The organism is Myxococcales bacterium (assembly GCA_016712525.1).
Classification (GTDB): Bacteria; Myxococcota_A; Polyangia; order Polyangiales; family Polyangiaceae; genus JAAFHV01.
This window is the reverse complement of the sequence record JADJQX010000007.1, coordinates 974,703-999,103: the sequence shown is the minus strand read 5'-3', so window position 1 is coordinate 999,103 and position 24,401 is coordinate 974,703. Positions and strand designations below refer to the sequence as shown.

The 24,401-nt window shown below is 69.6% G+C and carries 18 protein-coding genes; 10 read left to right on the top strand and 8 right to left on the bottom strand.

What is annotated here, in order from left to right; genetic code table 11:
• The first annotated feature begins 30 nt into the window (after positions 1-30).
• The 3 genes from IPK71_21425 to IPK71_21415 all read left to right on the top strand — a co-directional run bounded on the left by IPK71_21425 (position 31) and on the right by IPK71_21415 (position 3,518).
• Positions 31-915 (top strand): hypothetical protein, encoded by an 885-nt coding sequence (locus IPK71_21425; GenBank protein ID MBK8216301.1) that lies wholly within the window; start codon positions 31-33, stop codon positions 913-915.
• 124 nt (positions 916-1,039) lie between these two features.
• Positions 1,040-2,041, top strand: a complete 1,002-nt coding sequence (locus IPK71_21420; protein MBK8216300.1) for a hypothetical protein — start codon at positions 1,040-1,042, stop codon at positions 2,039-2,041.
• 46 nt (positions 2,042-2,087) lie between these two features.
• Complete coding sequence (locus IPK71_21415) at positions 2,088-3,518, top strand: TolC family protein (protein ID MBK8216299.1); 1,431 nt, start codon at positions 2,088-2,090, stop codon at positions 3,516-3,518.
• Between the two features lie 34 nt (positions 3,519-3,552).
• Here the strand turns inward: IPK71_21415 and IPK71_21410 are convergent, their stop codons facing one another.
• The 3 genes from IPK71_21410 to IPK71_21400 form a co-directional block, all read right to left on the bottom strand.
• Positions 3,553-7,641, bottom strand: a complete 4,089-nt coding sequence (locus tag IPK71_21410) for a FecR domain-containing protein (GenBank protein ID MBK8216298.1) — start codon at positions 7,639-7,641, stop codon at positions 3,553-3,555.
• Positions 7,642-7,722: 81 nt separating this feature from the next.
• A complete protein-coding gene (locus tag IPK71_21405) occupies positions 7,723-8,037 on the bottom strand; it encodes a DUF433 domain-containing protein (protein ID MBK8216297.1) in 315 nt (104 codons plus the stop codon).
• A gap of 30 nt (positions 8,038-8,067) precedes the next feature.
• Positions 8,068-8,253, bottom strand: a complete 186-nt coding sequence (locus tag IPK71_21400) for a stress-induced protein (GenBank protein ID MBK8216296.1) — start codon at positions 8,251-8,253, stop codon at positions 8,068-8,070.
• Positions 8,254-8,504: 251 nt separating this feature from the next.
• On the opposite strand from IPK71_21400, the gene gnd reads away from it, so the two are divergent.
• The 3 genes from gnd to IPK71_21385 are packed head-to-tail and all read left to right on the top strand — an operon-like array spanning position 8,505 to position 12,053.
• Complete coding sequence (gene gnd, locus IPK71_21395; protein MBK8216295.1) at positions 8,505-9,401, top strand: decarboxylating 6-phosphogluconate dehydrogenase; 897 nt, start codon at positions 8,505-8,507, stop codon at positions 9,399-9,401.
• A 4-nt stretch (positions 9,402-9,405) separates the two neighbouring features.
• Positions 9,406-10,932: a glucose-6-phosphate dehydrogenase gene (gene zwf / locus IPK71_21390; protein ID MBK8216294.1), complete on the top strand. Its 1,527-nt coding sequence runs from the start codon at positions 9,406-9,408 to the stop codon at positions 10,930-10,932.
• Positions 10,929-12,053 (top strand): glucose-6-phosphate dehydrogenase assembly protein OpcA, encoded by a 1,125-nt coding sequence (locus IPK71_21385; GenBank protein ID MBK8216293.1) that lies wholly within the window; start codon positions 10,929-10,931, stop codon positions 12,051-12,053. Before zwf ends, IPK71_21385 begins: the two co-directional genes overlap by 4 nt.
• 13 nt (positions 12,054-12,066) lie before the next feature.
• On the opposite strand, the gene IPK71_21380 is transcribed toward IPK71_21385, so the two are convergent.
• Together IPK71_21380 and IPK71_21375 are read right to left on the bottom strand one after the other, a co-directional pair.
• Positions 12,067-14,859 carry an MMPL family transporter gene (locus tag IPK71_21380; GenBank protein ID MBK8216292.1) on the bottom strand — a complete coding sequence of 931 codons (2,793 nt, stop codon included), beginning with the start codon at positions 14,857-14,859 and terminating at the stop codon, positions 12,067-12,069.
• Between the two features lie 171 nt (positions 14,860-15,030).
• On the bottom strand, positions 15,031-15,417 hold the full coding sequence (locus tag IPK71_21375; protein MBK8216291.1) for a PilZ domain-containing protein: 387 nt from the start codon (positions 15,415-15,417) through the stop codon (positions 15,031-15,033).
• A 107-nt stretch (positions 15,418-15,524) separates the two neighbouring features.
• Between IPK71_21375 and IPK71_21370 the strand changes: the two genes are divergently transcribed.
• Complete coding sequence (locus IPK71_21370) at positions 15,525-16,133, top strand: hypothetical protein (protein ID MBK8216290.1); 609 nt, start codon at positions 15,525-15,527, stop codon at positions 16,131-16,133.
• A 97-nt stretch (positions 16,134-16,230) separates the two neighbouring features.
• Positions 16,231-17,445, top strand: coding sequence for a hypothetical protein (locus IPK71_21365; protein ID MBK8216289.1), 1,215 nt, complete (start codon positions 16,231-16,233; stop codon positions 17,443-17,445).
• Positions 17,446-17,500: 55 nt separating this feature from the next.
• On the opposite strand, the gene IPK71_21360 is transcribed toward IPK71_21365, so the two are convergent.
• Positions 17,501-18,313, bottom strand: coding sequence for a leucine-rich repeat domain-containing protein (locus tag IPK71_21360; GenBank protein MBK8216288.1), 813 nt, complete (start codon positions 18,311-18,313; stop codon positions 17,501-17,503).
• 89 nt (positions 18,314-18,402) lie between these two features.
• On the opposite strand from IPK71_21360, the gene IPK71_21355 reads away from it, so the two are divergent.
• Entirely contained in the window at positions 18,403-18,891 is a 489-nt protein-coding gene (locus tag IPK71_21355; protein MBK8216287.1) for a hypothetical protein, read from the top strand.
• Between the two features lie 394 nt (positions 18,892-19,285).
• Here IPK71_21355 and IPK71_21350 read toward each other — a convergent pair whose 3' ends face one another.
• Both IPK71_21350 and IPK71_21345 read right to left on the bottom strand, forming a co-directional pair.
• Positions 19,286-22,822: a protein kinase gene (locus IPK71_21350; protein MBK8216286.1), complete on the bottom strand. Its 3,537-nt coding sequence runs from the start codon at positions 22,820-22,822 to the stop codon at positions 19,286-19,288.
• Between the two features lie 87 nt (positions 22,823-22,909).
• Entirely contained in the window at positions 22,910-23,518 is a 609-nt protein-coding gene (locus tag IPK71_21345; protein MBK8216285.1) for a sterol desaturase family protein, read from the bottom strand.
• 356 nt (positions 23,519-23,874) lie between these two features.
• Between IPK71_21345 and IPK71_21340 the strand changes: the two genes are divergently transcribed.
• Positions 23,875-24,300 carry a MarR family transcriptional regulator gene (locus IPK71_21340; protein MBK8216284.1) on the top strand — a complete coding sequence of 142 codons (426 nt, stop codon included), beginning with the start codon at positions 23,875-23,877 and terminating at the stop codon, positions 24,298-24,300.
• Positions 24,301-24,401 lie beyond the last annotated feature (101 nt).

The following is a 24,401-nucleotide window of genomic DNA, read 5'->3' as shown; positions in this document are numbered from 1 at the left end:
ATCCTTGCACATTTAACCCTCGGTCCTCGCGTGAGCGACAACTCGAAAAAGCCGATCCTGGAAGACCTGTCCGGGGCCGATCTCGACCCCGACGCCACGGCCGTCGTCGACGCCCGTTCCGTCTGGGCGGCGCTCGAACGCGAGGACAAGGGGCTCGGGCTCAAGGCCCCGTCGGTCATTCCGAAGCCTCCGGTGTCGGTGCGCCCACCGAGGCCGAAGGAAGAGGAAGAGGTCGACCTCGCGTGGGAAGACTTCGACCTCGTCGAGGAGCCCGAGCCCGCCCCTCCTTCCGCCAGCGGGGAAGATCCGCGTGGCAAGACGGGCGCGCCGACGGCCCCCCCGCCGAGCCAGCCCCAAATCCCCGAGCCTCCACCGACCTCCCCCGTGGCTCTCGCGAGCGGGCCGTTGCCGGTGTTCTCCGAGGAGCCACCGTCGCCGCGCGCACCGTCGCCGTCGAGCATCGTGACCCCCGCGTTCGGTGTCGAGGCGGTGGCGGAGCCCCGACCCGCTCCGAAGGAGAACGAGGCCCCCAAGCGACGCTCCGGACCGAGCGCGGTCGAGATGGACGACCGGTTCTCGATGGGCGACTACACCGGCGCGATGGAGATCGCCGAGGAGCTCCTGTCGCGCGACCCCGATCACTCCGACGCACGCGAGTGCATCGAGCGCTCACGAGCTGCGTTGCGCGCAGCCTACACGGCGAAGCTCGGCTCTCTCGACCGCGTGCCGGTCCTCGCGATCGCGAGGGAGCAGCTCCGCTGGCTCACCATCGATCATCGGGCGGGCTTCATCCTCTCGCACGTCGACGGCATGTCGAACCTGGAAGAAATCGTCGACGTGAGCGGCATGCCGGAGCTCGACGCGCTCCGCATCCTGTCCGAGCTCGTCGAACAACGGATCATCGCGATTCGATAGCCGAATCGTAGAAGAGCACCGCGGCGCGCGACCCGCTCGCCCCCCTGGCGCGGGCCGAGCGCACCAGGCCGCGTGCGGCTCGTGTTTGCGCGACCGTCGGGTTCTCGCTACACCAAATCGAGCCATGAAGGTCGCCGGACACAAGAGCGCTTCGGATCGCCTCCAGCGGCTCCGCCGTCGCGTCGAGGCGGCCCTCAGGGTTTCGCTCGACCCACGCGGGCTCCTCCCCCTCCTGCACGAGCTCTCGCGGGTGTCTCCACCCTCGAGCGACGACGCCGCGTTCGCCCATCAGCTCCTCGCCGAGCTGCTCGCAGAGGTCGACCCTTGGCGGGCGGCGCTCTACGCGCGGAGGGTCGTTCGCTCCCACCCCGAAAACCACCGAGCGTGGGCGGCCCTCGGGCTCACGCAATCGCTCCTCGAGAACTTCCGGTTCGCGCGGCGCGCGTACGAGCGGGCCCTCGAGCTGTCTCCGAAGAACGCCTCCTACGCCCACAACCTGGGACATCTGCTCGACGTCGCGCTGCACACCCCCGACGCGGCCGTCGTGTGGCTCGGGAGAGCGTACCAGTGGGCCAAGACCGACGTGCTCGTGGTCGCGTCGTACGCGCACGCCCTCGGCCGCGTGGGCCGCTGGAAAGACGCCGCGCGCGTGCTGCGACGATCGGCCGGCAAACCTTCTCGGGAGCTTCGCGCCCTCGCGACCTGGGTGGAGGCCGGCCTCGAGGGAGGGGCCAAGCGGCCCGAGGTCCCCGCGTTCCGTCCGCTCCTTCGGGAGCACGCACCGAAGAGCCGTCGTGCTCCGCCGGCCGGAGCCACGCGGCCTGCCATCGAGCGAGCCCTGAGGCGCGGTCTCTCGCATCTCCCGCTCACCGGGGACCAACGCGACCGCGCGCTCGACCTCGCGGTGGACGCGACCCGAGCTCGGTTCTCGGCGAGCCACGCGAGCTCGGTCGACACGATCGCCGCGGCGATCGCCTACGCGATCGTCTTCGTCGACGAGGTCCCGCTGACCCACGCCGAGGTCGCCGCGCCGTTTCGAGTGCGGGTAGCCGAGATGCGCGGGTGCTTCGCCGAGCTCCGCGCCGAGCTGTCGATCGTCCGAGGCGACGGCCGATACGCGACCTGACGCATCCCTTCGGTGGGGCGCGCGCTCGTGCTAACCACGGAGGCCGATGCGCGTTATCGCCCTCGCCACGCTCGCCGCCACGCTCGCCGTGGCCTCCTCCGCAACGACCAGCGCTCGTGCCGACGAGGCCCCGCCCCCGCGAACGGGCCCCGAAGGGCCGGCCAAGATGCCCGAGGTGAGCGACCCGATGCTCACCCCCGTGCCCCTCCCCGCCCGGAGAATCCAGCGGTGGGAGGAGGCGCTCACCTTCATCAAGTCGCGGTCGACGGAGCTGCGAACCGCGGAGGTCGAGATCCAACGCGCCGAGGCCCAGTGGCGCCAAGCCCTCGCTGGCGCGCTCCCCAGCCTGAACGCGACCGGCTCGCTGACACGGCAGCTCATCACCAACACGTCGAGCCAGGTCGCGGGAGTCGCGCAGAACCCCGACGGGACGACGCGTCCGGTCTTCCGAGAGGTAGAGGTCCCCTTCCCTCAGGCGGCCAACGCCAACCTCTCGCTCGTCGCTCCGGTCATCGCCACCCGCCCGTGGTACGCCCTCGGAACGGCGAAAAAGCAGGAGGAGGTCGCTCAGCTCAACGTCGCCGACGTGAAACGCCAGATCGCGCTCCGCGTGGCCAACGGCCTCGTCGCCGTCGTCACGGCCGAACGCATCTCCGAGCTCAACCGCGTCGGGCTCCGCAACGCCCTCGAGCGCCTCGAGCTCACCGAGCGGCGCGCGCAGCTCGGCGCTGCCACCGGCCTCGACGTGGTCCGCGCCAAACAAGACGTCGAGACCGCCCGCGCGAGCCTCGTCACGGGAGACGAGTCGCTCCGTCAGAGCCGCGAGGCCCTCGGGCTCGCGCTCGGCATCCCGGAGGCCGTGGGCGTCGCCCCCAACGTGCGCATCGATGGCCTCGAACAGGCGGCGATGGCAACGTGCAAACCTTCGGAAAAACTCGAGAATCGTCCAGACGTCGCCTCCGCGGCGGCCCAGATCGCCGTGGCCGAGAGGGGCACGGGCGACGTCAAACGGCAGTACCTCCCCACCGTGACCTTCCAGAGCACGCTCGCGACGACGAGCATCGACACGGGGGCGGCCCCGAACACGACGTGGAACATTCAAGGGGTGCTCCAGATCCCCATCTGGGATGGCGGTGCTCGCTACGCCAACATGCGCACGGCCGACGTCGAGATCGCGCGCGCGGCCCAGCGCCTCGAGCAAGTGAAGCGGACGGCCACGATCGAGGTCACGCAAGCGAGGCGCGCAGTCGACGTGACGAACCAGAGCCGCCTCGTCGCCGAGAAGGCCCGGGATCTCGCCAAAGAGACCGACCGCCTCGTCCGTACGGCCTACCAAGAAGGTCGCGGGACGAGCCTCGAGCTCGTGGCGGCCGCGACGACCTTGCGCCAGGCCGAGATCTCGCTCGCCCTCCGCGAGTTCGAGGTGGTGAGGGCGAGGGTCGCCGCCGTCATCGCCCTCTCGACCTGCTCCTACTAACGCGAACGAAGGCGAGCCGGCGCCCCGGACCTGCTCAAAACGGGACGATCGGGTCGTGGGAACGAAGCACGAACGTGCGCCCCACGGAGACGACCGCCCCTGCGTACGGGGGGATTCTAACGGCCCGGAAGCGCGCGGCGATGCATGCGCCCGTGGGCGTCGCGTTGAACGGGCCTCCGTCGACCACGGCCGACGTCACGAAGCCGGTCGGACCGAAGGTGACCGACACGTGGCCCGCGCCCGTCGGCCCACCTGGCCGACCGCAGGACTCGACCGACACCGCCGCGAGGGCGGTCCGGGCCGCCTGCGCGTCGAAGGGGCGAAGGCCCGGGGGAGGAACGCTGCGGTCACCGCTCTCGGACACGAGGGTCTCCTCGTAGTGGGCCTCGACGCGCCCCACGACGACCCGATCGCCCGTGAGCGTGAACGGAACGGTCTTCGTGACACCCGACGAGGTGACCTTGACGGTGCCCGAAGCGGGGCGCGTGCTGCCACGTGCAGACCGCGTGACCTCGACGACGAACGCGCCGGCCTTCGGGTTCGCGAGCCCGAGCTCCTCGTGCCCACGCGCGGTGGCGTCCGCCACGTGGAGCCCCGGAAGACGCGTCACGACCGAGGCTCGACCACCGCTCGGGTCCACGATGGCGAGGTCGAGGTCCTCGCCTCCTTCCCACGTGGCGCTCACGACGACGTCTCCGTGCGGCGGCTCGTTCTTTTCCTGAGCGAGGCGCGTGAGCACGGAGGCGAGCGCTCCCTCCCGTGGCTTCACGGCGAACGGAATCCTAATTCGTTCCGATGATTTAGGCCGACCGTTGGCTTCCTCGCAGCGCATGGCTCGGCCGGCCGCGTCGACGTCCTCGGGGAGGAGATCGGAGACCGTGACCCGGAGGGCACACGCCGAGGCGAGGTCCCCCGTGCGCTCGTAGGCTTCGGCCGAGGCACGCGCGAGCTTCGCCGCGTCTTTCGAGGAGAGCGTGGGCGAGGAGAGCGCGCCCGTGAGGATGCGCATGGCTCCCGCGCGATCGCCGCGGCGAGCGACGAGATCGGCCCTCCAGGCGATCGCGTCGGCGTCCAGCGGATCGCGCTCGTTCCACTTGGTGAGCACGGCATCGAGCTCGTCGAGGTCGTTCGTCTGGGCGAGGAGCTTCGCGAGCTCACGATGGCGGTTGCGTTCGTCGGGCGCCGCGGCGAGCGCTGCCCTCGCCGCCGACACCTTCTCGGCCGGGACGGGGCTGCCCGCGCCCTCGTGGACCACGGCCACGCGCCGCCAGACCCGCCTCATCCACTCCCCACCGCCACGACGCCCGAAGCCCCCGCCCCAGTCGTCGCGCGGCGCGGCCGCCTTCTTCTCGGGCTCGAAGGGGACCGGACCTCGTGGGCGACCCACGCCGGAGCCCCCTTGCGGAGCGACCTCTTGCGCGGCCTGGGTAGGCGCAGGGCGCGCGGCGGGCGCGGCCGCTCGGCTCTCCTTCGCCTTCGACGACGGCTCGCTGTCCGCGAGGGCGAGGGCGCCGCCGAGCCCGGATTCGTCTTTGTCGGACTCGCGGGCGAGAGGCTGCGCCACGTCCCCTCGCGCGACGTCGTCGCCTGTGAAGCTCGCCTCGGTGCGCTTCGTTCGACCGACGCCGAAGGCCTGGAACATGGCCTCGCTCTCGAGGACGAGGAGCGACGTGAAGCGGCTCGGCACGGCGAAACGCTTCGACAGGTCGACGGCCTCGGCGCGCGCGGCGTCGCCGGGCTGAAGCTCCCGATCCGCGATGCGGTACTGAGCGTAAACCCTCGGAACGAATGCATTTCCCGGGGCGTCCGTCGCCACGAGAGAGACAGGGATCTTCTGCTCGAAGGGCTCTCCTCCCACCGTCCCCCGGAGGATCACGTCCCCGTCGACCCGCTCACGGAGCATCTTCGCCGCCAAGAGCGCCTCGCCCCCCGCGCGGAGCGGAGGCAACACGGCCGGCGCGGCCTCGACGAGCCCTTCGGGGAGCACGAGCACCGGATCGCGCAGCACGGTCCCGTACGACGCGTTCAGCACGGCGAGAGCCGCCGACGCGAGGGTCTCGCCCGGTTGGTACGGCACGACGACCCCGCCGCCGCCCTTCGTCAGCTCGGACAGAAACGCCGTGTCGGAGTCTCCGCCGATGGGCACGGCCGACACCTGCGTGTGCGCTCCCGCGCCGATCCGGTCGCGCACCTCCGCGGCCACGCGTGAGAGCGCCTTGTGCCCAGCGGTCGCGTTCCCCGTGGAGAGGACGGTCACGCGGAGATCCCGGGCCCCGTCGTGGCCGTCGACCCGCGCCGCTGCGCCCACGGCGCCCACGAGATCGGACGCGCCGTCGGGGGTGATGGCCGAGAGGAACGCGTCGACGTCGTGAGCGGCCGCCGCCCCTGGCCCGACGAACCCCGACGCGAGCGGTTTGCAGCGCAGATCGCACGCGAGCACCGTGACCCGATCGCGGCGGTCCATCTCCTGGATCATCTGCACGGCCAGCCGGCGCGCGCGCAAGAACCTCTCCCCGAACATCGCGCGCCCGGAGTCGATGACGACGACCTGATCGCGTGGCCTCACGTCGCTCCACTTGGGCAGGGAGGGTCGCAACGCGAAGGCCGCGTAAGTGTCCCCCGGCTTGCCGTCGTGGGCCGGGCTCCGAAACGCGTACGACGACATGGGGCTCGCCTTGTCGGCGGTCGTGTACTCCAAGACCAGATCCCCCGACGGCCGGAACGCCGCGTCATCCATGGTGAGCGTGACCTCGGTCGCTCCACCCCCGCGTGTCAGCTCGTAGCCTCGGGCGCGCACGCCGTCGGCCCCTTCGAACCCGACGACCTTCGCGTCGACGTGCATGGCGAAGGGAGGCATGTCGCTCGCCGTGCCGTGGGGGAGCGGATAGGTGTACCGCCGCACGCCGGACGACGGCGCGACCGCTTCGGTGTACGCGATCACGACCCGCCGCGAGCCGCGCTTCGGGATCGGGAAGATTTTGAGCTCGAAGCGGCCACCGCGTTTCCACTCGAGGAGAGCCGGGTCCCGCCAAGGCCCGGGCACCCACACCCACTCCTCGCGAGGCTTCGGGGCCGTGGGAGCCGCGTTGTGGATGACCCCGCGCCAGATGGCCTGTGCGCGCGACGCGTCCACGAACTCCCCGTCGACGAGCTTGCCGTCGACGTCGAGCGCGAGCTTCTCGATCTGTGCGCTCGGGGGCAAAGGAAAGCGATAGAGCCCCTCGAGCTCGTCGTCGGTGTCGTTCGTGAAGACCTCTTCGATCTCGGTTCGGGCGACGGCGCCGGCCACGCGGACCTTCACGTCGTGCCGCGCGAGCCGTACCGCGCGATCTTTCTCCTCGGTCTTTCCGGGCTTCTTGGCCCGAAGCTCTCCGAGGCCCGCCACGTCGCCTTCGGTGTCCTCGTTGTGCGTAAGGAACGCTTCACCGAAGGCCGAGCGTCGGGCCATGTCGGTGGCTGGGACGACCTCGGGGCGCTGTCCTTTGACGAGCACGGCCTCTTGACCGGCGAGGACCTTCGAACGCCCCATCGGCGCGTCGACGTCGACCTCACCGCGGAGCACCTCGACGTTCGCTCGCTCCGCCGTGGAGGTGAGGACGAGCCGCGTCCCGATGACCGAGACCGTCCCGTGAGGACCGAGGAGACGGAGCGGCGGCGCGCCTTCGACGTGGGCGGCCTCGACGAGCACGCTGCCCTCGGTGAGGCGCACCGACCGGGGCCCCCCCTCGATCGCGAGCTCCGAGGATCTGTCGAGCACGAGCTCCGAGCCGTCCGAGAGCCGCAAGCGCGCGCGGGTGCGTGCGTCCGTCCGAACGACGCTGCCCTTCGCCAAAGGTCCGCTCGCGTCGACGGTTCGCGCGGATTGGCCCGGCTCGACGACGGTCAGCCCGGAGGACTTGTCGGCCGATGCCCGCTTCACCGCGAGCACCTCGGCGGAGAGCTCGGCCGACGCTTTGGCCGACGGATGAGAGGCGCGATCGGCGAGCCGCACCCCGGCGGCTCCTCCCAAGAGGGCCCCCAACACCGCGAAAACACCGAACATTTTCGAGCGACGGCCCAAGACGGGCGCCACCTCGAGGGACGAAGGGGTGGGCTCGGGGGTGCTCGTCGGGGCGGTCGTCATGGGGCCTCTCGAAAACGGTAGAGGGCCTGAGACGGCTCGCGGGCACAAAAGTTTTCCGGCCCCGCGACACGAGCGAGCTCCCTAGAAAGGCAGCTTCGCTTGTTTCATCGGGGCCGGGGGGCGGTCCGGGTCGGTCTCGGCGAGGAGCGAGCGCTCGCGGGCGAGGTCCGCTTCGACGAGGTCCAAGTTGTCGTACGCAAAGGCGAGGGCGTCGAAGAGCCTCGCGGGCCCGAGCGTCGGGTACCTGCGGAGCAGCGTTTCGACGGAGGTGCCACCCTTGTGCCACGCATAGAGGCGCCGCACGGCGATGCGGGTCCCTCGCACGAACGGGGCGCCGTCCTCGGCCTTGAGCTCGATGTGCGGGTGCATGACACGCACCGGGGGGAGTCCGGACATGCCACACCCTACGTAGCCAGGGAAATCAGGTCAAATTCCCGGCCCGGGCTTCTCGCTCGGCGGGGCCTTTTGGGTGCCCCGGCGCGAGTGCGGCGCGAGCCCCCCCTTCTTTCCCGCGACGCGGGCCTCTTCGGGGGTAAACTCGTGCGCCGTTCCGGCCGCGTGGGCCGCTTTTCCGCCCTTGCGGGCGATCTCGCTGACTTTCGCCGGGTCCATGGCCGCAAAGCCTCGGGGCTTCGGGCGCTTGGGCTCGGACGGAGCGTCGGCGGGGATGGACTGGAGGGGGTTCTCGTACGGTTTGGTGCTAATTTTTTCGCCCACGTAAGGTGCGATGACAACCCGCGGGAAGAGGTTGCGTCTTTTTTCACACGTGGAGCGCACCTCCTGCGCGAGGTGCGAGATATGCTCGCCCCGCGCGAATCGGCCACGGGCCAGCGGCCCACATTCACTCACAAGAGAGAAACCACATGCAAATCGCACTCGTCGGGCTCGGAAAGATGGGCGGGAACATGGTCCGGAGGCTCCTCCGGGGCGGGCACGAGGTGGTCGCGTTCGATCGCTCCGCGGACGCCGTGGCCGCCGTGGTCGCCGAAGGCGCAAAGGGCGCGTCGTCGCTCGCGGAGCTCGTGGGCAAGCTCTCGGGGCCCCGCGCCGTATGGGTGATGGTCCCCGCGGGGGATCCGACCGAGGCGACCATCGTCGAGCTCGCGGGCCTGCTCTCCAAGGGCGACATCGTCATCGACGGCGGCAACTCGAACTTCCGCGAATCCATCCGGCGATCGGCCTTCTTGGAGGAGAAGGGCATGAGGTTCCTCGACGCCGGCACCTCGGGCGGCGTCTGGGGCCTTCAGAACGGGTACTGCCTCATGGTCGGCGGGGACCGGTCCGCCTACGACCACATCGAGCCCGCGCTGCGGACGCTCGCGCCCGAAGAGGGCCTCGCCTACCTCGGGAAGGCGGGCGCCGGGCACTTCGCCAAGATGGTCCACAATGGCATCGAGTACGCGATGATGCAGGCCTACGCCGAGGGCTTCGAGCTGCTCGCCGCGAGCGACTACGGCTACGACCTCGGGCGCCTCTCGGGCATCTGGAACCGAGGCAGCGTCGTGCGGTCGTGGCTCCTCGAGCTCGCCGAGAACGCGTTCAAGAAGGACCCGAAGCTCGAGGGGCTCAAGGCCTACGTGAACGACTCGGGCGAGGGCCGTTGGACAGTGAACGAGGCCATCGCGTTGGCGGTCCCCGTCCCCACGATCGCCGCGTCGCTCTTCGCCCGGTTCACGTCGCGGCAAGAGAGCTCCTTCGCCATGCGCGTCCTCGCGGCGCTGCGCAACGAGTTCGGCGGTCACGCCGTCAAGAAGGCCTGACACCATGCAGAACCCGCTCCGGCGTGGGCTCTCCGAGGACCGTACCGCGGCCCCGTTCGCCGTCGTCATCTTCGGGGCCTCGGGCGACCTCACGAAGCGCAAGCTCTTGCCTGCGCTCTACAACTTGTCCCTGAGCCGGACGCTCCCCGGCGGCTTCGCGGTCGTTGGCGTCGCGAGGCGCGACAAGTCGGAAGAGCAGTTTCGCAAGGAAATGAAGGACGGCGTGTCGGCCTTCTCCCGGCGCAAGCCCATCGACGAGGCCGTCTGGGACGACTTCGAGCGCGGCATCCACTACGTCCGCGGGGCGTTCGACAAACCCGAGACCTACGCGGCCCTGCGCGCCCAGCTCGAGGCGCTCGAGGCCGACCGAGGCACCCGAAACCGGCTCTACTACCTCGCCGTACCTCCGTCCGAGTTCGGTCAGATCGTGTCGCACCTCCGCGAGGCGAAGCTCATCGAGGCTCCCGGAGCGGGGAGGCCGATCACCCGCGTCGTCGTCGAGAAGCCCTTCGGCCAGGACCTCGAGAGCGCGCGGGCCCTGAACCAGGTCTTCGCCTCCGCGTTCGACGAGTCGCAGGTGTTCCGCATCGACCACTACCTCGGCAAGGAGACGGTGCAGAACCTGCTCGTCTTCCGCTTCGCGAACAGCCTCTTCGAACCGGTGTGGAACCGCGAGCACGTCGATCACGTGCAGATCACCGTGGCCGAGGAGATCGGCGTCGAGGGCCGCGGGAAGTTCTACGAAGAGACGGGCGTCACCAAGGACATCGTCGAGAACCACCTGATGCAGCTCTTCTGCCTCACGGCCATGGAGCCACCGATCTCGCTCGCGGCGGACGCCGTGCGCGACGAGAAGGTGAAGGTGCTCCGCTCGCTCCGCCCCATGGAGCGCTCGCTCGTGCAAGAGAACGTGGTCCGTGGTCAGTACGGCCGGGGCGTCGTGCGCGGGGACGAGGTGCCGGCCTACCGCGAGGAGCCGGACGTGTCCCCCACGTCGCGCATCGAGACGTTCGTCGCGATGCGCATGTTCGTCGACAACTGGCGCTGGGGCGGCGTGCCCTTCTACGTTCGGGCCGGAAAGAGGCTCGCGCGGCGCGTGACCGAGGTCGCCATCCAGTTCAAGAAGGTGCCCCACAACCTGTTCCGCGCGCCGGACGGCGGCGTGACCCCCAACGTGCTCGCCCTCCGGATCCAGCCCGACGAAGGCATCGCGCTCCGCTTCATCACGAAGGAGCCCGGTCAGCACACCATCCTGCGCGACGTGGCGATGGACTTTCGCTACGGCGCCGCGTTCGGCTCGAACACGCCCGAGGCCTACGAGCGGCTCCTCCTCGACGCGATGCGCGGCGACGCGACGCTCTTCACGCGCCACGACGAGGTCGAAGAGCAGTGGGCCTTCATCGACCGCGTGTTCGACGCGTGGCACGCCGAAGCGAACGCTCCGCCTCCCGTCTATACGTCGGGCTCGTGGGGGCCTGACCAGGCCGACGATCTCCTCGCCCGCGACGGCCGGCGCTGGAGGCGACCGTGAACGCCGGGCCGATCCTCGCCGCCATCGAGCGCGAGCTGCGCACGTTCGGGGAGAACCGTGGCGCGGGGACGCGTGTACTTTCCATGAACCTCGTCGTGGTGGCCGAGTCGTTCGATCTCGCCTCGCGGTACACGCAGGTGGTCGACGACGTCGCGCCGACGCTGCTCGCGCGCGCGATCGTCGTGGGCCTCGACCCGGGCTCCCGCGAGGGCGCGCTCGAGGGGCACGCGACGTCGGTCGAGGTCGACAAGAACGCGTTCACCGAACGCATCTCGCTGACCGCCAAGGGCCCGATGTGCTTCAGAATCCCGAGTATTCTCGAAGCTTTACTCGCACCGGACGTACCCATCGTCCTCGTCTGGCTCGGGCGCCTCCACGCGCACGACGCGGTGTTCGAGCAGATCGCGGAGCGCGCCGACCGCGTCATCATCGACTCGGAGTACACCTCGGTCGCGAACCTCGTCGGCCTCGCCTCGTTCGCCGGCACGCACCCCGCGGCCCACATCGCCGACCTCGCGTGGACGCGCATCGAGGCGTGGCAAGACCTCTTGGCGAGGTTCTTCGATCAGGCCGAGCACACGCCGTTCGCGGCCCACGTCGAGCGCGTGGTCGTGGCGCAGGCGTCGGATCCGGGAGCGCTCGTGGGCTCCGAGGCCGCCCTCCTCGTGGGGTGGCTCGGGAGCCGCCTCGGGATTCGCTCGTACCGGGCGGGAGGCGCCGTGCGCTACGTGCGCCCGGACGGGGCGGACGTGACGTTCGAGATCGTGGCGGTGCCACGGCCGGAGGGGGTCGCTCCCTCGACCCTCGCCGAGGTCACGGTGCACGCGCGCCGCGGGGCCGAGACGCTGAAGGGCAGCACCGTGCGCGAGCTCGCGAGCGGTGGTCAGCGCGGTCGGACGGCGGACGCCGACGTGGTCACGTGGAGGCTCCAGACGTCGACGGGCACCGCGCTCGAGCAGCGCGTGCGGCTCGGCACCAACAAGGCCGGGAAGTGGCTCGAGCGCACCCTGAGGCGACCGTCGGTCGACCCCGCGCTGCTCGAGGCCATCGCCTTCGCCGAGGCCATCGCGGACGAGCACGTCGGGGCGCGCACGAGCACGCTCGACGTGACGGCGACCTGAGGCCGACCGCCCTTTAGTGCTCGAGGTCGGCCTTCGCCTCGACCTTCGCGTCGATCGGGGTCTTCGCGAGGATGAGGTGGAGGAGCGCCGGCAAGAACAGCATCGCCATGACGATGCAGGCGATCTCGCCGGCGACCGCCAGGTACCCGAACGACTGGAGGGCTTGGTTGTCCGAGATGAGCAGCGACCCGTAGCCGATGATCGTGGTGTACGAGCAGAGCACGACGGCGCCGCCCGACCTCAGCACGGCCTTGTCGACGGCTCCGCCCAAGAGGCGCGTGCGATCGAAGATGTTGAACGGGTACTCGCACCCGATGCCGAAGGTGATCGGGAGGGCGACGAAGTTCAAGAAGTTCAGCTTCACGTCCAGATGTGCAGCGAGCCCCATCGTGCATACGACGCCCATGAGCAGCGCGAGCAGCACGGACGCAGCCCCGCGGAGCTGGTGCGTCGCGAGCACGACGACGACGATGACGGCCAGGAACGACGCGACCGTAGCGAGCGGCCCGTCGTGCTCGAGGGACCGGATCATCTCGGCGTAAATCGTCGGCCGTGAAGCGGTCTGCACCACGACGCCGCTGTCGAGCCGGATGTTGTCCGACGCCTTCGCGATGCGGAGCACGGTGTGGCCGTCACTCCAGGACGTGTTGGGCTTGTATTGGATGTAGAAGAGCGTGCCTACGGTGCCGTTCAGCTCCTCGAAGCGGCGGCGAATGAGCGGGGGTACGTCCTTGCGCTCGACGGGGGCGAGGTCCTCGGGGGGCATCATCTCTTCGACGCGCTTGCGCTCGTCCGGTGTGAGGCTCTCCATGACCTTGGGCGTGAGGTGGTCGCGAATACGATCCAAGATCGCGAGCTTCTCCTTCTGCTCGTCGAGCGTTCCCGGCAGAAAGTCGTCGATCGTCACGATCGTCTGGATGAGCGCGCCTTTCGGATCGGCGGCGTCGTTCGCCAAGATCTTCGCCTTGACCTCGGGCACTTGCTCGGCGTTGTCGGCCATGATGCGCGCGCCGGAGATGTCGGTCTTTCCCTGGAAGACCTGATCGGCCTTGGTGCTCCACTCCCCCGCCCCACCCCCGCCGGCCGCCTTGGAGCCGCGCGAGCCGAGGTTGTGGAAGTTGTACTCCCACGGATCGCGGAGGTAGTGCGGCAGCTTCGAGGCCGCGAAGAGCGTCACACCGATCGACACGATCACGAGCGATTTCGGGAACTTACGCGTCACCCACGCGAGCCCGCGGACGATGAGCCCGTGGGTCTTCGCGGGGAGCTTCGCGACCTCGTCCTCCGTGAGCGCGACCTCGAGCGGAGGCGACAGGAACTTCGGGTAGACCTTCTCGATCGCGACGACCAGCGCCGGGACGATCGGCACGATGGAGGCCCACACGAAGAACATCCCGAGAATGCCGATCGCGCCGAACTGGCTGAAGCCGCGGAAGGCCGTGATGGTGAGCGAGCCGTACGCGATGCCCGCGACGCTCGCGCCGACGAGCTCGGCCCGGAAGGCGTTCTTCACCGCCTCGAGCCGCGCGACCGAGGGGGGCATGCGCTTTTTGAACTCGCGGTACCGCGCGAGCAGCACGATCGGGTAGTTGATGCCGTTGCCGACGATGATGGCCCCGAGGAACGCCCCCGCCGTGTTCACGTAGCCGAAGTGGAACGTGGCGAACGCGTAGGCAGCGCCGATGCCGACCGCGACCGGGAGCAGCACGACGAACAGCGACACGATCGAGCGGAAATAGACGACGATGCCGAGCGCGACGCACACGAGCGCGGCGACCGTGGCCCAGATGGCCTCGTCGACGATGGACTCCTTTTCGGCCTTGGCGTTCGGGATGTCGCCCGCGAAGCCGACCACCATCTGCGGGTCGTAGCGCTTCTTTTCGGCCTTGGCGTCGTCGGCGCGGAGGCCATCGACGAGGGCCTTCATCTTCACGGTGAAGGCATCGCCGCTCGTCTCGCCCATGCCCTGCGCGCTCGTGATGATGCGGAGGACGAGGGTCTTGCCGTCTTGGCTCGCGAAGTATCCCGTCGGGAAGTCGTCGTGTTTCTTCGCCGAGGCTTCCCAGCGGTCGTTCATCTCGTCGAGGCCGAGGGCCGACTTCTTCTCGCTCTTCGGGGCCCCGCCGTCGACGGGCGCGCCACCGTCACCGGGCGCGGGCGGGGCAGCGGCTAGAGCGCCGGCGTCTCCCTTCGGCGCGGCCTTGGCGACCTGCGGAACGGGGGAAACGCTCGGTTTTCCGGCTCCCCCGTCCCGCGGGGCGCCGGCGTCGTCTTCGTCGAGGAGGTTCTCGACGAGGCCCGTTCGGAGGGCCACCTGGCGGTCGACGGTGCTGTCGGCGTCCTCGAGGTCCTTCTTGGTGGCGAAGAGCCACTTGTGGGAGCGGTAGAAGGTCTGGACCTCCTTCGTTCCGTTCTCGAAGTATTGGACGAGGTTCACCCCGCACGCGCGACGGCACCCGTCGTCGCCGTTGCACGCCGCCTCGCAGGCCTTGTGCTTCTTGACGTCGGCGTCGAGGCGCGCCGAGACGTCGTCGATGAAACGCTCGTTGGCGGCTCTGTCGGGCGACTCGACGACGAAGATGAACGACGCACCACCGCCGACACGGCCGAGCTGGTGCTCGTAGGCCTTGAGGCCGGGGCTGTCCTTCGGCAAGAGCTCGGTGAAGTCGCTTCGGACCTGGAGCGTCGTCTTCGCGTAGCCGAGGCAGGCCGCGGCGAACACGACCGCCAAAAGAAGGACGGCGTAGAACCTTCGCTCGGAGAAGCGCACGAGGCGCTCGAGGGTGCGTTGAAAAAGCTCTTTCATGGGTCAAGCCGCCGGACCTTGGTTTTCCGGGCGATTTGAACCAGATAGGGCACCCCACGCGGTCGCGTCAACGCGCGAGTTCCAGGGCGGCGCCGAGCCGAAAACGTTGCGCACGGAGGGCCATGCGTCGCCTCCGGGAGGCCTCGGGCGCGCCTCGCGGCGGGCGGGTCGTCAGGCGCGGGCGGCGTCGGGGCGGCGCGTTCGCTTCGGAACGGGCGGGAGCGCGCGCCGCAGCGAGCCACGCACGACGAGCCGTTTCACGGGGTCGATGGCGTCGAAGCGCAGGGCAAATCCCGGTCCGTCGTCGCCTTTGCGAAGCCCCCGGACCGCGCGCACCACGGTGGCGCCGGCGTCGACCCACAGGCCGAGGTCGCTCGTCTGGAACGACACCGTGACCGTGTCGCCGACGGCGAGGCAGGCGTCCGAAGCGATCTGCATACCGTCCTCGCTGAGGTCTCGGGTGATCTCGGCGAAGACCTGCGTGTCCTCGTGGCGGACGATCTGGCACGGCACGGAGACGTTCTTGCGAATGGCGGAGCGGCGGTTTTGGGGGGTCATCGGGGTTCTCCACCACGGATCGTAGGCAAGGCGAGCCCAGGTGGGCCAAGAACGCCGATCGGCCCCGTTTGCTTGTCCTTTCGTCGTGGGGCCGTAAGACTGCGGGCATGGCTTCTCGTCCCGTCTCGCTCTCGGTCCTCTCGCTCTCCGCCGTCGTGCTCGCTTTCGTGGCCTGCTCCTCAGACGACAAGGTCATTCCTTCGGCGGTGCTCGGCCCCGGTCAGCCGGCCGTCGGCGGGGGCAGCACGAGCGGAGGGGATTCCGGGACCGACGGCGGGGCCGACGCCGACGCCACGGTCGACGCCCCCCTCGGGCCGTGCCTCCCCGAGTCGAGCTTCGGCCTCGACGGGGCCTTCGGCGGCGTGCTCGCCATCCGCGGCACGGTGAGCTTTCCGGCTCCCCTGCCCGCGCAGCGCCGGGTCGAGATCTCGGTCGTGTCGACCGCAGGGGGCAACGTGCGCTCCCAGTCGTTCGCCGCGGCCGCCGTCTCGGACAGGTTCACCTACCGGGTCGGCGGGCTCACGGTGGGCAAATACGTGCTCCGCGTGCAGGCGGACGCGACCGGAAACGGCGTCGTGAACGACCCGGGCGACTACGACGGGTACTTCGACGGCACGGCCACCGGGCCCATCTTGAACCGCGCCGACGCCGCCTTCGTCGACGTGGTCGGGGCATGCGTCGACGGCGTCAACTTCGGCGCAGGTGTGAAACCCTGACACATCGGGGGGCGCAAACCACCTTGCGCATGACCGAAAGACTCGAAAGAATTGGGAAACCTCGCCGCGCCTCGGGGCGGGGGCCTAGGAGCTTCGTATGACGCCTTTTCGTAGAGCCTTTGCGATCATCCTGCCCGTCGCCGCCGCCTCGATGGCCCTCGGCACCCTCGTGGGGACGGGCTGCGGGAGCGACGACCCGGGCGGAGACGGCCAAGACGCATCGGCACAAAACGCCGAGGCGCTCTTTCGCCAGATCGAGCCGAGCCTCGTGAACCGGTGCGGCGCGAAGGACGGCGTGTGCCACATCAAGGGCGTCTACAACGGCGCGCCGAAGTGGCTCGCCGAGCCCGACTCCTACGCGTCGATCAAGGCCTTCCGCGGCATCTTGCCGGTCACGAAAGATCCGGACGACAGCACGCTGCTCTCCCAAGCCGCCCACGACGGTCCATCGCTCGACGCGACCCCGGACCTCAAGGCCAAGGTCCGCGAGTGGATCGCGGCCGAGGTGGGAGCCCAGAAGCTGCCCGCCACCAAACCCTTCACCGTCGTGCTCGGCGCCAACGCGATCGACCTCAAGGACGTCGATCCGGCGCTCGCCGGCACGACCCTCGAGCTCGTCGCCGCCCGCGACGGCTCCGTGCTCACGCTCTCGGGCATGAAGATCCTCGCGGGGCCGACCACCAACGTGACCATCGAGTCGCCCTTCTTCGTCCAGATCCCGAAGGTCGGGCGAGTCAAGGTCGACCCGAAGAACGCGGGCTTCGAGGGCAAGCTCGAGGTGCCCGCCGGCACGAGGAAGGAGCTCTTCGGGGGCGGCCTCGTCCTGCTCAACGTCGCGGGCGACACGCAGCTCAAGCTCGTCCTCCAGGCCTTCTCGACCACCCCGGGCAAGGCGCCGAACCGCGAGTGCACGGCGCTCGATCTCTTTCGCTCGTCGGCGGTGCCGGCGTTCCGAACGTTCATCGACACGATCCCCGACCCGCAGCTCGACGCCGCCTCGTTCCCCGATGGCGGCACGCCCCCTGCCGCGTGCGTGAGCTGCCACATGGGCGGCGAGGACTCGCCCGACTCGGGGGTCACGCCCACCGAGGTCGTCGCGACGCAGGCGATGGACCTTCGCGCGCTCGACAGCGACGAGAAGGCGGCGTGCGCCCAGGCCCGTCAGTGGATCGACTTCGCGAACCGCGAGAACAGCCTGCTCATCACGAACCCGCAGGGCAAAGGCAACACCCAGCATCCCTTGAAGGGCGTGCCGTCGAACCACCCCGTGGTCGAAGGCATTCGCAAGTGGGTCGCCGCCGAGCAGCCGTAAGTCACGCGCGTCGTCGCCCGCGGTTCGCCGGGACGACGACGCATGCGCGGAAAGCCTACTTGTCGCCCTTGGAGACGATCTTCAGCCCGCGTCCGATCGCGGGCTGGAGGGGCGAGATGTCGGTCACGGCGGAGCCCTCGACGTAGAGGTACTTGAGCTTCAAGAGGTCCTTGAGGGGCGAGACGTCGGTCACGAGGGTGCGCCGAATGCTCAGCCGCTCGAGTTTCTTGGCTTTGGCAAGCGGTGAAATATCCGACACTTGGGTATCATCGAGCTCGAGCTCCGTCAGGTTGACGAGGTTCTCGAGGGGCTTGATGTCCCGCACGTAGGTGCGCCCGAGATCGAGCCTGTCGAGCAGCACGAGCTTCTCGAGGGGCTTGAGATCCGACACGTGGTTGATCGACGCACGCAGCGTCTCGAGGCGCGTAAGGTGCGCTATCGGGCTGAGATCGTCGAGGTCGCTCGGGCCGAGGAAGAGGTCCTTCAGGGCCGTCGTCTTCTGGAAGACGCAGGAGTCGAGGGTGGCCTGCGGCGCCTTCACGAGGTTCAGCGAGCGGATGGTCCCAAGCTCCGAGACCTTGACGGCTTCGCCCGGCTTTTTCCCGAGCTTTCGGCGGATCTCCTCGGCGAGCCCCGCGTCCTTCGTGTCGAGCATCGGGCCCTCCGAGCACACGACGGGGGCCTTCGGTTTGGGCGGCTCGGACGGGGCCGAGGGGGCGGCCGACGGCGCCGAGGCGACGGCCGGTGGCGCCGACGCCGAGGGCGAGGCCGACGCTGCGCCCTTGGGCGGGTCCTTTTTCGGGTCGTCGCACGCGGCGAGAGCCAGAGCAGCACCAAAAACGACGCAGGCGATCGAAGAGGCTCGCATGGGGCGCCACTCTACCCAGGCGGCGACCTCGTGGGACAAGAAACGGAAGGGCCGCGACAACCGAAGAAAGAGGAGGTACGGTGCCCGCGATGAGCTTCGATGTCGCCAAGGTCCTCGGGACCGAAACCTTCACGTCGTCCGAGTCCGACGCGATCCTCGAGATCGCCTACCTCGTCGGCGTCGCCAACGGCAGCTTCTCGCGGGACGAGCTCAAGACGATCCGCCGGCTCGCCCACACCCTCGCGGAGCGCACGAGCGACGAGGGCGGCTTCAAGGCCACCTTCCTCGGTACCGCCGATGGGAAAATCACGCCGCTCGAGGAGCTCATCGAGCGCTACGAAGCCAACAACGAAGGTCAAGAGAGCTCGCTTCGCCTGTCGACCCTCGCCAAGGCGCTCTCTCCGCACGCGCGCCGCGCGGCCTACCGCGTCGCCTACGCCCTCTCGCTCTCGGACCTCGAGAGCAACGCCGAAGAGGAAGAGGTCGAGGCCGATCTCGCGACCACGCTCGGTCTCCGGGACGAGATCGAGACCCTCCGCAACGAGGTGCTCGGCGCGCTCGACGACGAGCCCGGCTGAGCCGCCCCCCGCCGCCCCGGCCGCCCCCGCCGACCTTCGAAACGCCAAAACCCCGCGGCCCGAAAGGAGCGCGGGGTTCGTCGTTTTTCACGAAGGGCGAGGCCCGCGGAGCGAGCCTTACGGCCTCACTTCGACGGCGTCGTGGCCTGGGCCTCGGCCTTCTTGGCGCGCCAGGCGGCGAGCTTCTTCGTGCGGCGCTTCTTCTGCTTGTTGCGAACGGGGGGATCTTGCGGCGTGGACATGGCGCGGGAACCTACAAGAAGGTTCGGCCCACGGCAACAGCGACGGGCGTGAAGCGCGACACGAGGCCAGACGGCGGGCTCGGGAGAGCCCGCCCAGGACCCAGGTCAAGAACCACGTAACCTATCGAATTTACGAAGAATACCCGACCGTCTCAGCGAGGCAGGATGGGCATGTGCGCCGAGCCGTCGTCGGGGTTCGCGGCGTCGATGAGCCGAAGCCACGCCGAGACCTTGGCCGCGCCGTTCGCGTCCCACCGCATGCGCGAGAAGCGCACGAGGAGCTGCGGGGTGTGATCGCCGCAGCGGGTTTTGTCGCCAAAAGCCGCGCGCGCACGATCGAGCTCGCTGGCGGCGTCGCCGAACCTGCCCTCGCGCTGGGCGAGCCACGCGAGCGTGAGGTGCCGGTGCTGTCGCGGCTCGGCCTCGTCGAGGACGATCTTCTCGCACTCGCGGATGAGATCCGCGGCTTCGGCGTTGCCCTCGGCGAGGGCGACCTGCGCGAGGAGCAGCCTGGCCTCGAGATCTCCCCACGGATCTTGGAGACGTTCGAAGATCTTGGCGGCCGCGTTCGCGTGTTTTCGCGCGGCGTCGAAGACGTCGGTGTCGATGGCGATCATCGCCAAGAGCCGCTCGCAGGCGGCCTCGCCGCGCGGGTTCTGGAGCTCCCGGAACGCGGCCCTTGCGGCGAGCGTTCGCGTGCGCGCCGCCTCCATCTCTCCGCCGCGGTGATCGGCGTGCCCGAGCACGACGTCGCACTGGGCGAGCCCGAGCCTGTAGCCCATGGCGTCGAACGCTTGGCGCGCCTCCATGAGCAACGAGCCCGCGCGCCGGAAACCACCGACGGCGGTCTCGATCATCGCGAGTAGGATGATGCATTGCGCCCGACCGAGGTGATCGCCGACCGCCTCGGAGCGCTCGCTCGCCTCCCCCAAGACCGAGCGCGCGCGGGCGTGCTCGCCGAGGAGGTAGTCGATTTCCCCAAGGACGACGAGGGCTTGCGCATACCCGCGTGCGTCCGAGAGCTCCTCGAAGCGGCTGAGGGCGAGGGCGACCTGCATGCGCCCCTGAGCGGGGGCGCCCTGGTCGGAGGCCAAGTGGCCGAGCAGACGGAGCGCGTGGGCCTCGCGGGCTTTGTCGCCGGCCTGCTCGAACGCACGACGCGCCGTCTCGGCTTGCTCTCGCGCCTCTTCCAGCTTGCCGATGTGACGGAGGGCCTCCGCACGCCAGTACGCGTACTCGGCGGCGGCGGAGCCGGTCACGCGCCCGTCGAGCAGCTGGAGGTCCTTCAAGGTCGCCGTGGTGTCGCGACCTCGTGCCCATGCGCCCTCGATGAAGCGGAACATGAGCTGCGCGGCGACGTCGTCGTCCCCCGCGCGGAGGAGGTTGCGCACCCGGTGCTTCATGATGCGCCGTGAGCCGACCTCGGGGTGCTTCGCGAGCGCGTTCGCGGCGAGGCGGAAGATGGCCGGAGAGTCGTTGCGCTCGACCAGCCGGCCGAGCAGGTGCTCCTGGAGGAGCGCGTGCGCCCAGCGAAACTGGTCGTTTCCGCTCGCGAGCAGGATCTGCGCGCGCGTGAGGGCCACGAGCGCGTCGCGAGGGTCCATGCCGAGCGCGCCGACGAGCGCCTTGAGGACCGCGCCGCGGATGTCGTCGCCGAGGGCGGCCGCCGCGTAGGCCGCGAGCCGGAGGTCCGTGGGCACGCCCCGGAGCCGCTCGTCCCAGAGCTCGGACGTCGTGATGGCGCGGCCTCGGAGGGCCTCGTCGGGGACGCGGTAGCGGCCGCTCTCGAGCGTGAGGTAACCGCCACCCGCCCACGCGTGGACGAGCTGCAGGGCGAAGAGCGGGTTGCCTCGGCTCTGCATCGTGGCGGTCACCACCGCCTCGTCGGCCAGCGGGAGTGTCGCCTTCAGCAGGTAGCGGGTCTCGTCGGCGCCGAGCGGGCGAAGGTCGATCACCTTCCCTCGCCACTCGGCACGCATCGCCTCCATGCGGAGGGCCGTGTCGAGGTCGGTCTCGAGGGACTCGCTTCGGGCCGTCGCCAGCATCACGAGGCGCAGCTTCGGCGCCTCTTTTCGCAGGCGCGAGAGCATGTCGAACGTGTTCTGCGAAGTGAGGTGGAGGTCGTCGAACCATATGAGGATCGGTCGCTCTTGGCCGATGCGCTCGAGCACGCGGCGCACGACCACCCAGCGGAGCTCGGGGGTGTCGAGCACGAACCGCTTTCCCGAGGGGCCCACCGGCAGCACTTGCCCGGGCGGCGTGGGACGGAGCCACTCGGCCGTGGCGGCGACCCAGGAGAGCTCGTCGTCGTCGTCTTTTTCGACCTCCCAGCGGTCGATGAGCGTCTGCTCGACGGTGTCGCGATCGGCGTCCTGCAGGGAAAAATAGTGGTTGATGGCCCCGGTCAGGCCGTCGAGCGGGGACGGCGTTCGGCCGTAACGCGCACGGAGGGGCCACATGAACCCACGTTCATGCACCTGCTCGCACATCCACTCGGCGAGGCGGCTCTTGCCGACACCTGCCTCGCCGATGAGAACGACGAGGCGCTGAGGCGGCCCGCTCCCCGAACACACGGAGCCGACGATGTCGAGCAGCTCACGCCGCTCTTCGTCGCGCGCGACCATCGGCGACGGGCGCAGCGAGAGGAGGCCCGGGGCGAGCGAGCGAGCGGCGGTGATCACCCGCCCCACGTCGGACGACTGGGAGGCGGACGAGGGGGCCGCGGGGGGCATGCTCGGGCTCGACGCCGTGAGCGTCTCTTCCATGGAAACGGCGTGGCGCGGGCGGAACTGCGACCACACGCGGCGCGCATCGGCGGCCAGCTCGAACCTGTGCCAGGGGCGCTTCGCGAGCAGCTTCTGCACGTACGCCGCGACACCTGCGGGCACGCCGTCGGGGAGCTGAGGGGGCGGAACGGGGGTGCGTTTGTGGGCGCGAAGCACCTCCTGAGCGGTCCCCTCGAAGACCTCTTTGCCGGAGAGGACGCGGTACATGATGCAGCCGAGCGCGTAGAGGTCCGTCGCGGGGCCGACCTGCGTGGCCGCCTTGCGAATTTGCTCGGGCGCGACCCACCCGACCGTGCCCGCGCCGGAGTGCACCGCGAGCTCCGGCGCCGGGCCCCCGTCGAGGCGCGGATCGTGGAGGGTACGACGAAGCCACGCGAGGCCGAGATCGAGGATGTACGCGCGCGGCCCCTTCCCGGTGGACGCGAGGTCGAGCATCACGTTGGAGGGCTTCAAATCCCCGTGGATCACGCCTCGCGCGTGCGCGTGCGCGAGGCCCGCGAGCACCTGGTCGACGAGCGACCAAATGACCGACCACGGCATGGTCGTCGTGTGCATCCACTCGTGCACGCTGCGCCCGGGGAGCGCGTCCATGACGAGGTACGGGGAGCCGTCGTGGAGGGTGCCGAAGTCACGCGCGCGTACGACCGCCGGATGGTCGAGCGAGGCGACAGCGCGAGCCTCTTGCTGGAACCACCAGCTCTCCTCGGCGCGGGTCGTCTTCGCCTCTTCGGGGGCACGGAGGCGCTTCAGCGCGACGCGCTCGAGCGTCACGAGATCCTTGCAGAGGTAGACGACGCCCATGCCGCCGCGACCGAGCTCGCGGACCACCTCGTAGCGCGACACGAGCACGGTTCCGATTTCGGACTTTTTTTCTTCGGGCTTGGTCGCGGATTTGTCGGTCATCGGGGGCTCGCTTGGGCGAGAGCATACGACAAAATGAGCGCGCGCCACACGCCGCGAAGGCATGTGGCGCGATTCGTCGTGGAAGCTTCAGGAGGGCTTCGCGGACGCGCGTTTCTTCGGCTGCGGCATGGTGCGGAAGACCCAATCCCAGAGCGGCGACGAGACGCCGAAGCCGCCCGAGTGGTCGAGGTGGTGGTGAAGCATGTGGTGCTTCTTGAGGGCCTTGCCGACCGAGCCGTTCAGCTTGAAGTGGTGGAGCGCGAAGTGGGTGCCGTCGTACGCGAGGTAGCCGAGGCCGAACCCGACGAAGAACGGCGTGCCGTACGCGCCCATCGTGGCCCAGAAGAGCGTGAAGAAGAAGACGCCCATCGGGATGCTGGCGCCGAGCGGCATGACCAGCCGGTCCTTGTCGTCCGGGAAGTCGTGGTGGACGCCGTGCACCAAGAAGTGGAAGCGGCGGCCCCAGGGGGTGTCCTTCTGGAAGTGGAAGACGTACCTGTGGAGCACGTACTCGGTGAACGTCCAGAAGACGACGCCCGAGACCACGAGCCCCACGAACGGGCCCACGGCGACCGCGCCTCCGGGCACGAGCGTGAAGCTCCGGTAGGTCACGTAGACGAGCACCGGGAGCCAGAACACGAAGGGAGTGGCCGGGTGGATCCGCGAGAAGCGCTCGATGAAGTCGCTCTCGAACATCCGCGTCGTCGTGGGTCGAACCTCGTCTCGATTGGTCGCCTGCATCGTTCCTCTGTGCGGGGCCGTCCGCCAAAACCGCGGGCTTCCCGCGGGCTCGAATGCGCCGGAACGTTAGTCCGCGACCCGAGCCCACGCAACCGAACCCGTGGGGAAATCTTCGGAAAATAGCGCGTATTTCGTTGCGCACCCGGCGCTCTGTCGGCGGGCGCGCAGAGGTTACGCGCGAGCGGTGGTCTCGGCCCGCGTGCCTTGCGTTTTCGTCGCGACGAGGTGCCGAAAAGGCCGACGAAACGAGGCCTCACGCGCTTTGGGTCTTGACGCCAGGCCGGAAGTTGTAGAGTACAGGCCCTCCACACATGGCCGAGCAAGACAGGTTCGCAAAAGCGGTGGTCGCAGTAGCCCGAGGCTTCGGGAAGATGGGGCGCGAGCGCGCCCGTGCCGGCGAGGTGACCCCTCAGCAGGCAGAGACGCTCCAGCTCATCGCCCAGCGCGGCGCTGTGTCGACGTCGACGCTCGCGACCCTCCTCGGTATCGACCCGTCGACGGCGAGCCGCAACCTCACCGGCCTCGAACGCGAGGGGTACATCTCGCGCAAGAAGGGCACGAGCGACGGTCGCCAGACGGACGTCCGGCTCACCCCTCGCGGCAAACGGACGGCCGACGCCGTCATGGCCGACTCGCAGAAGGCCCTGGGCGCCCTCGTCGACAAGCTCCCCCGCGCCGAACGTGGACGCGTGATCGAGGCCCTCGAGGCCCTCGCCAAGGTCCTCGAGGCCGAATAGTCCGCGCGTCGACGCGCGGCGGGTCGCTCGAGTGTCCCGTCGCCGTCGCCCACGTGGGGCCTCGTTCGGCGAGCCTTCGGCGCGCGCCGCATCATCGCTTG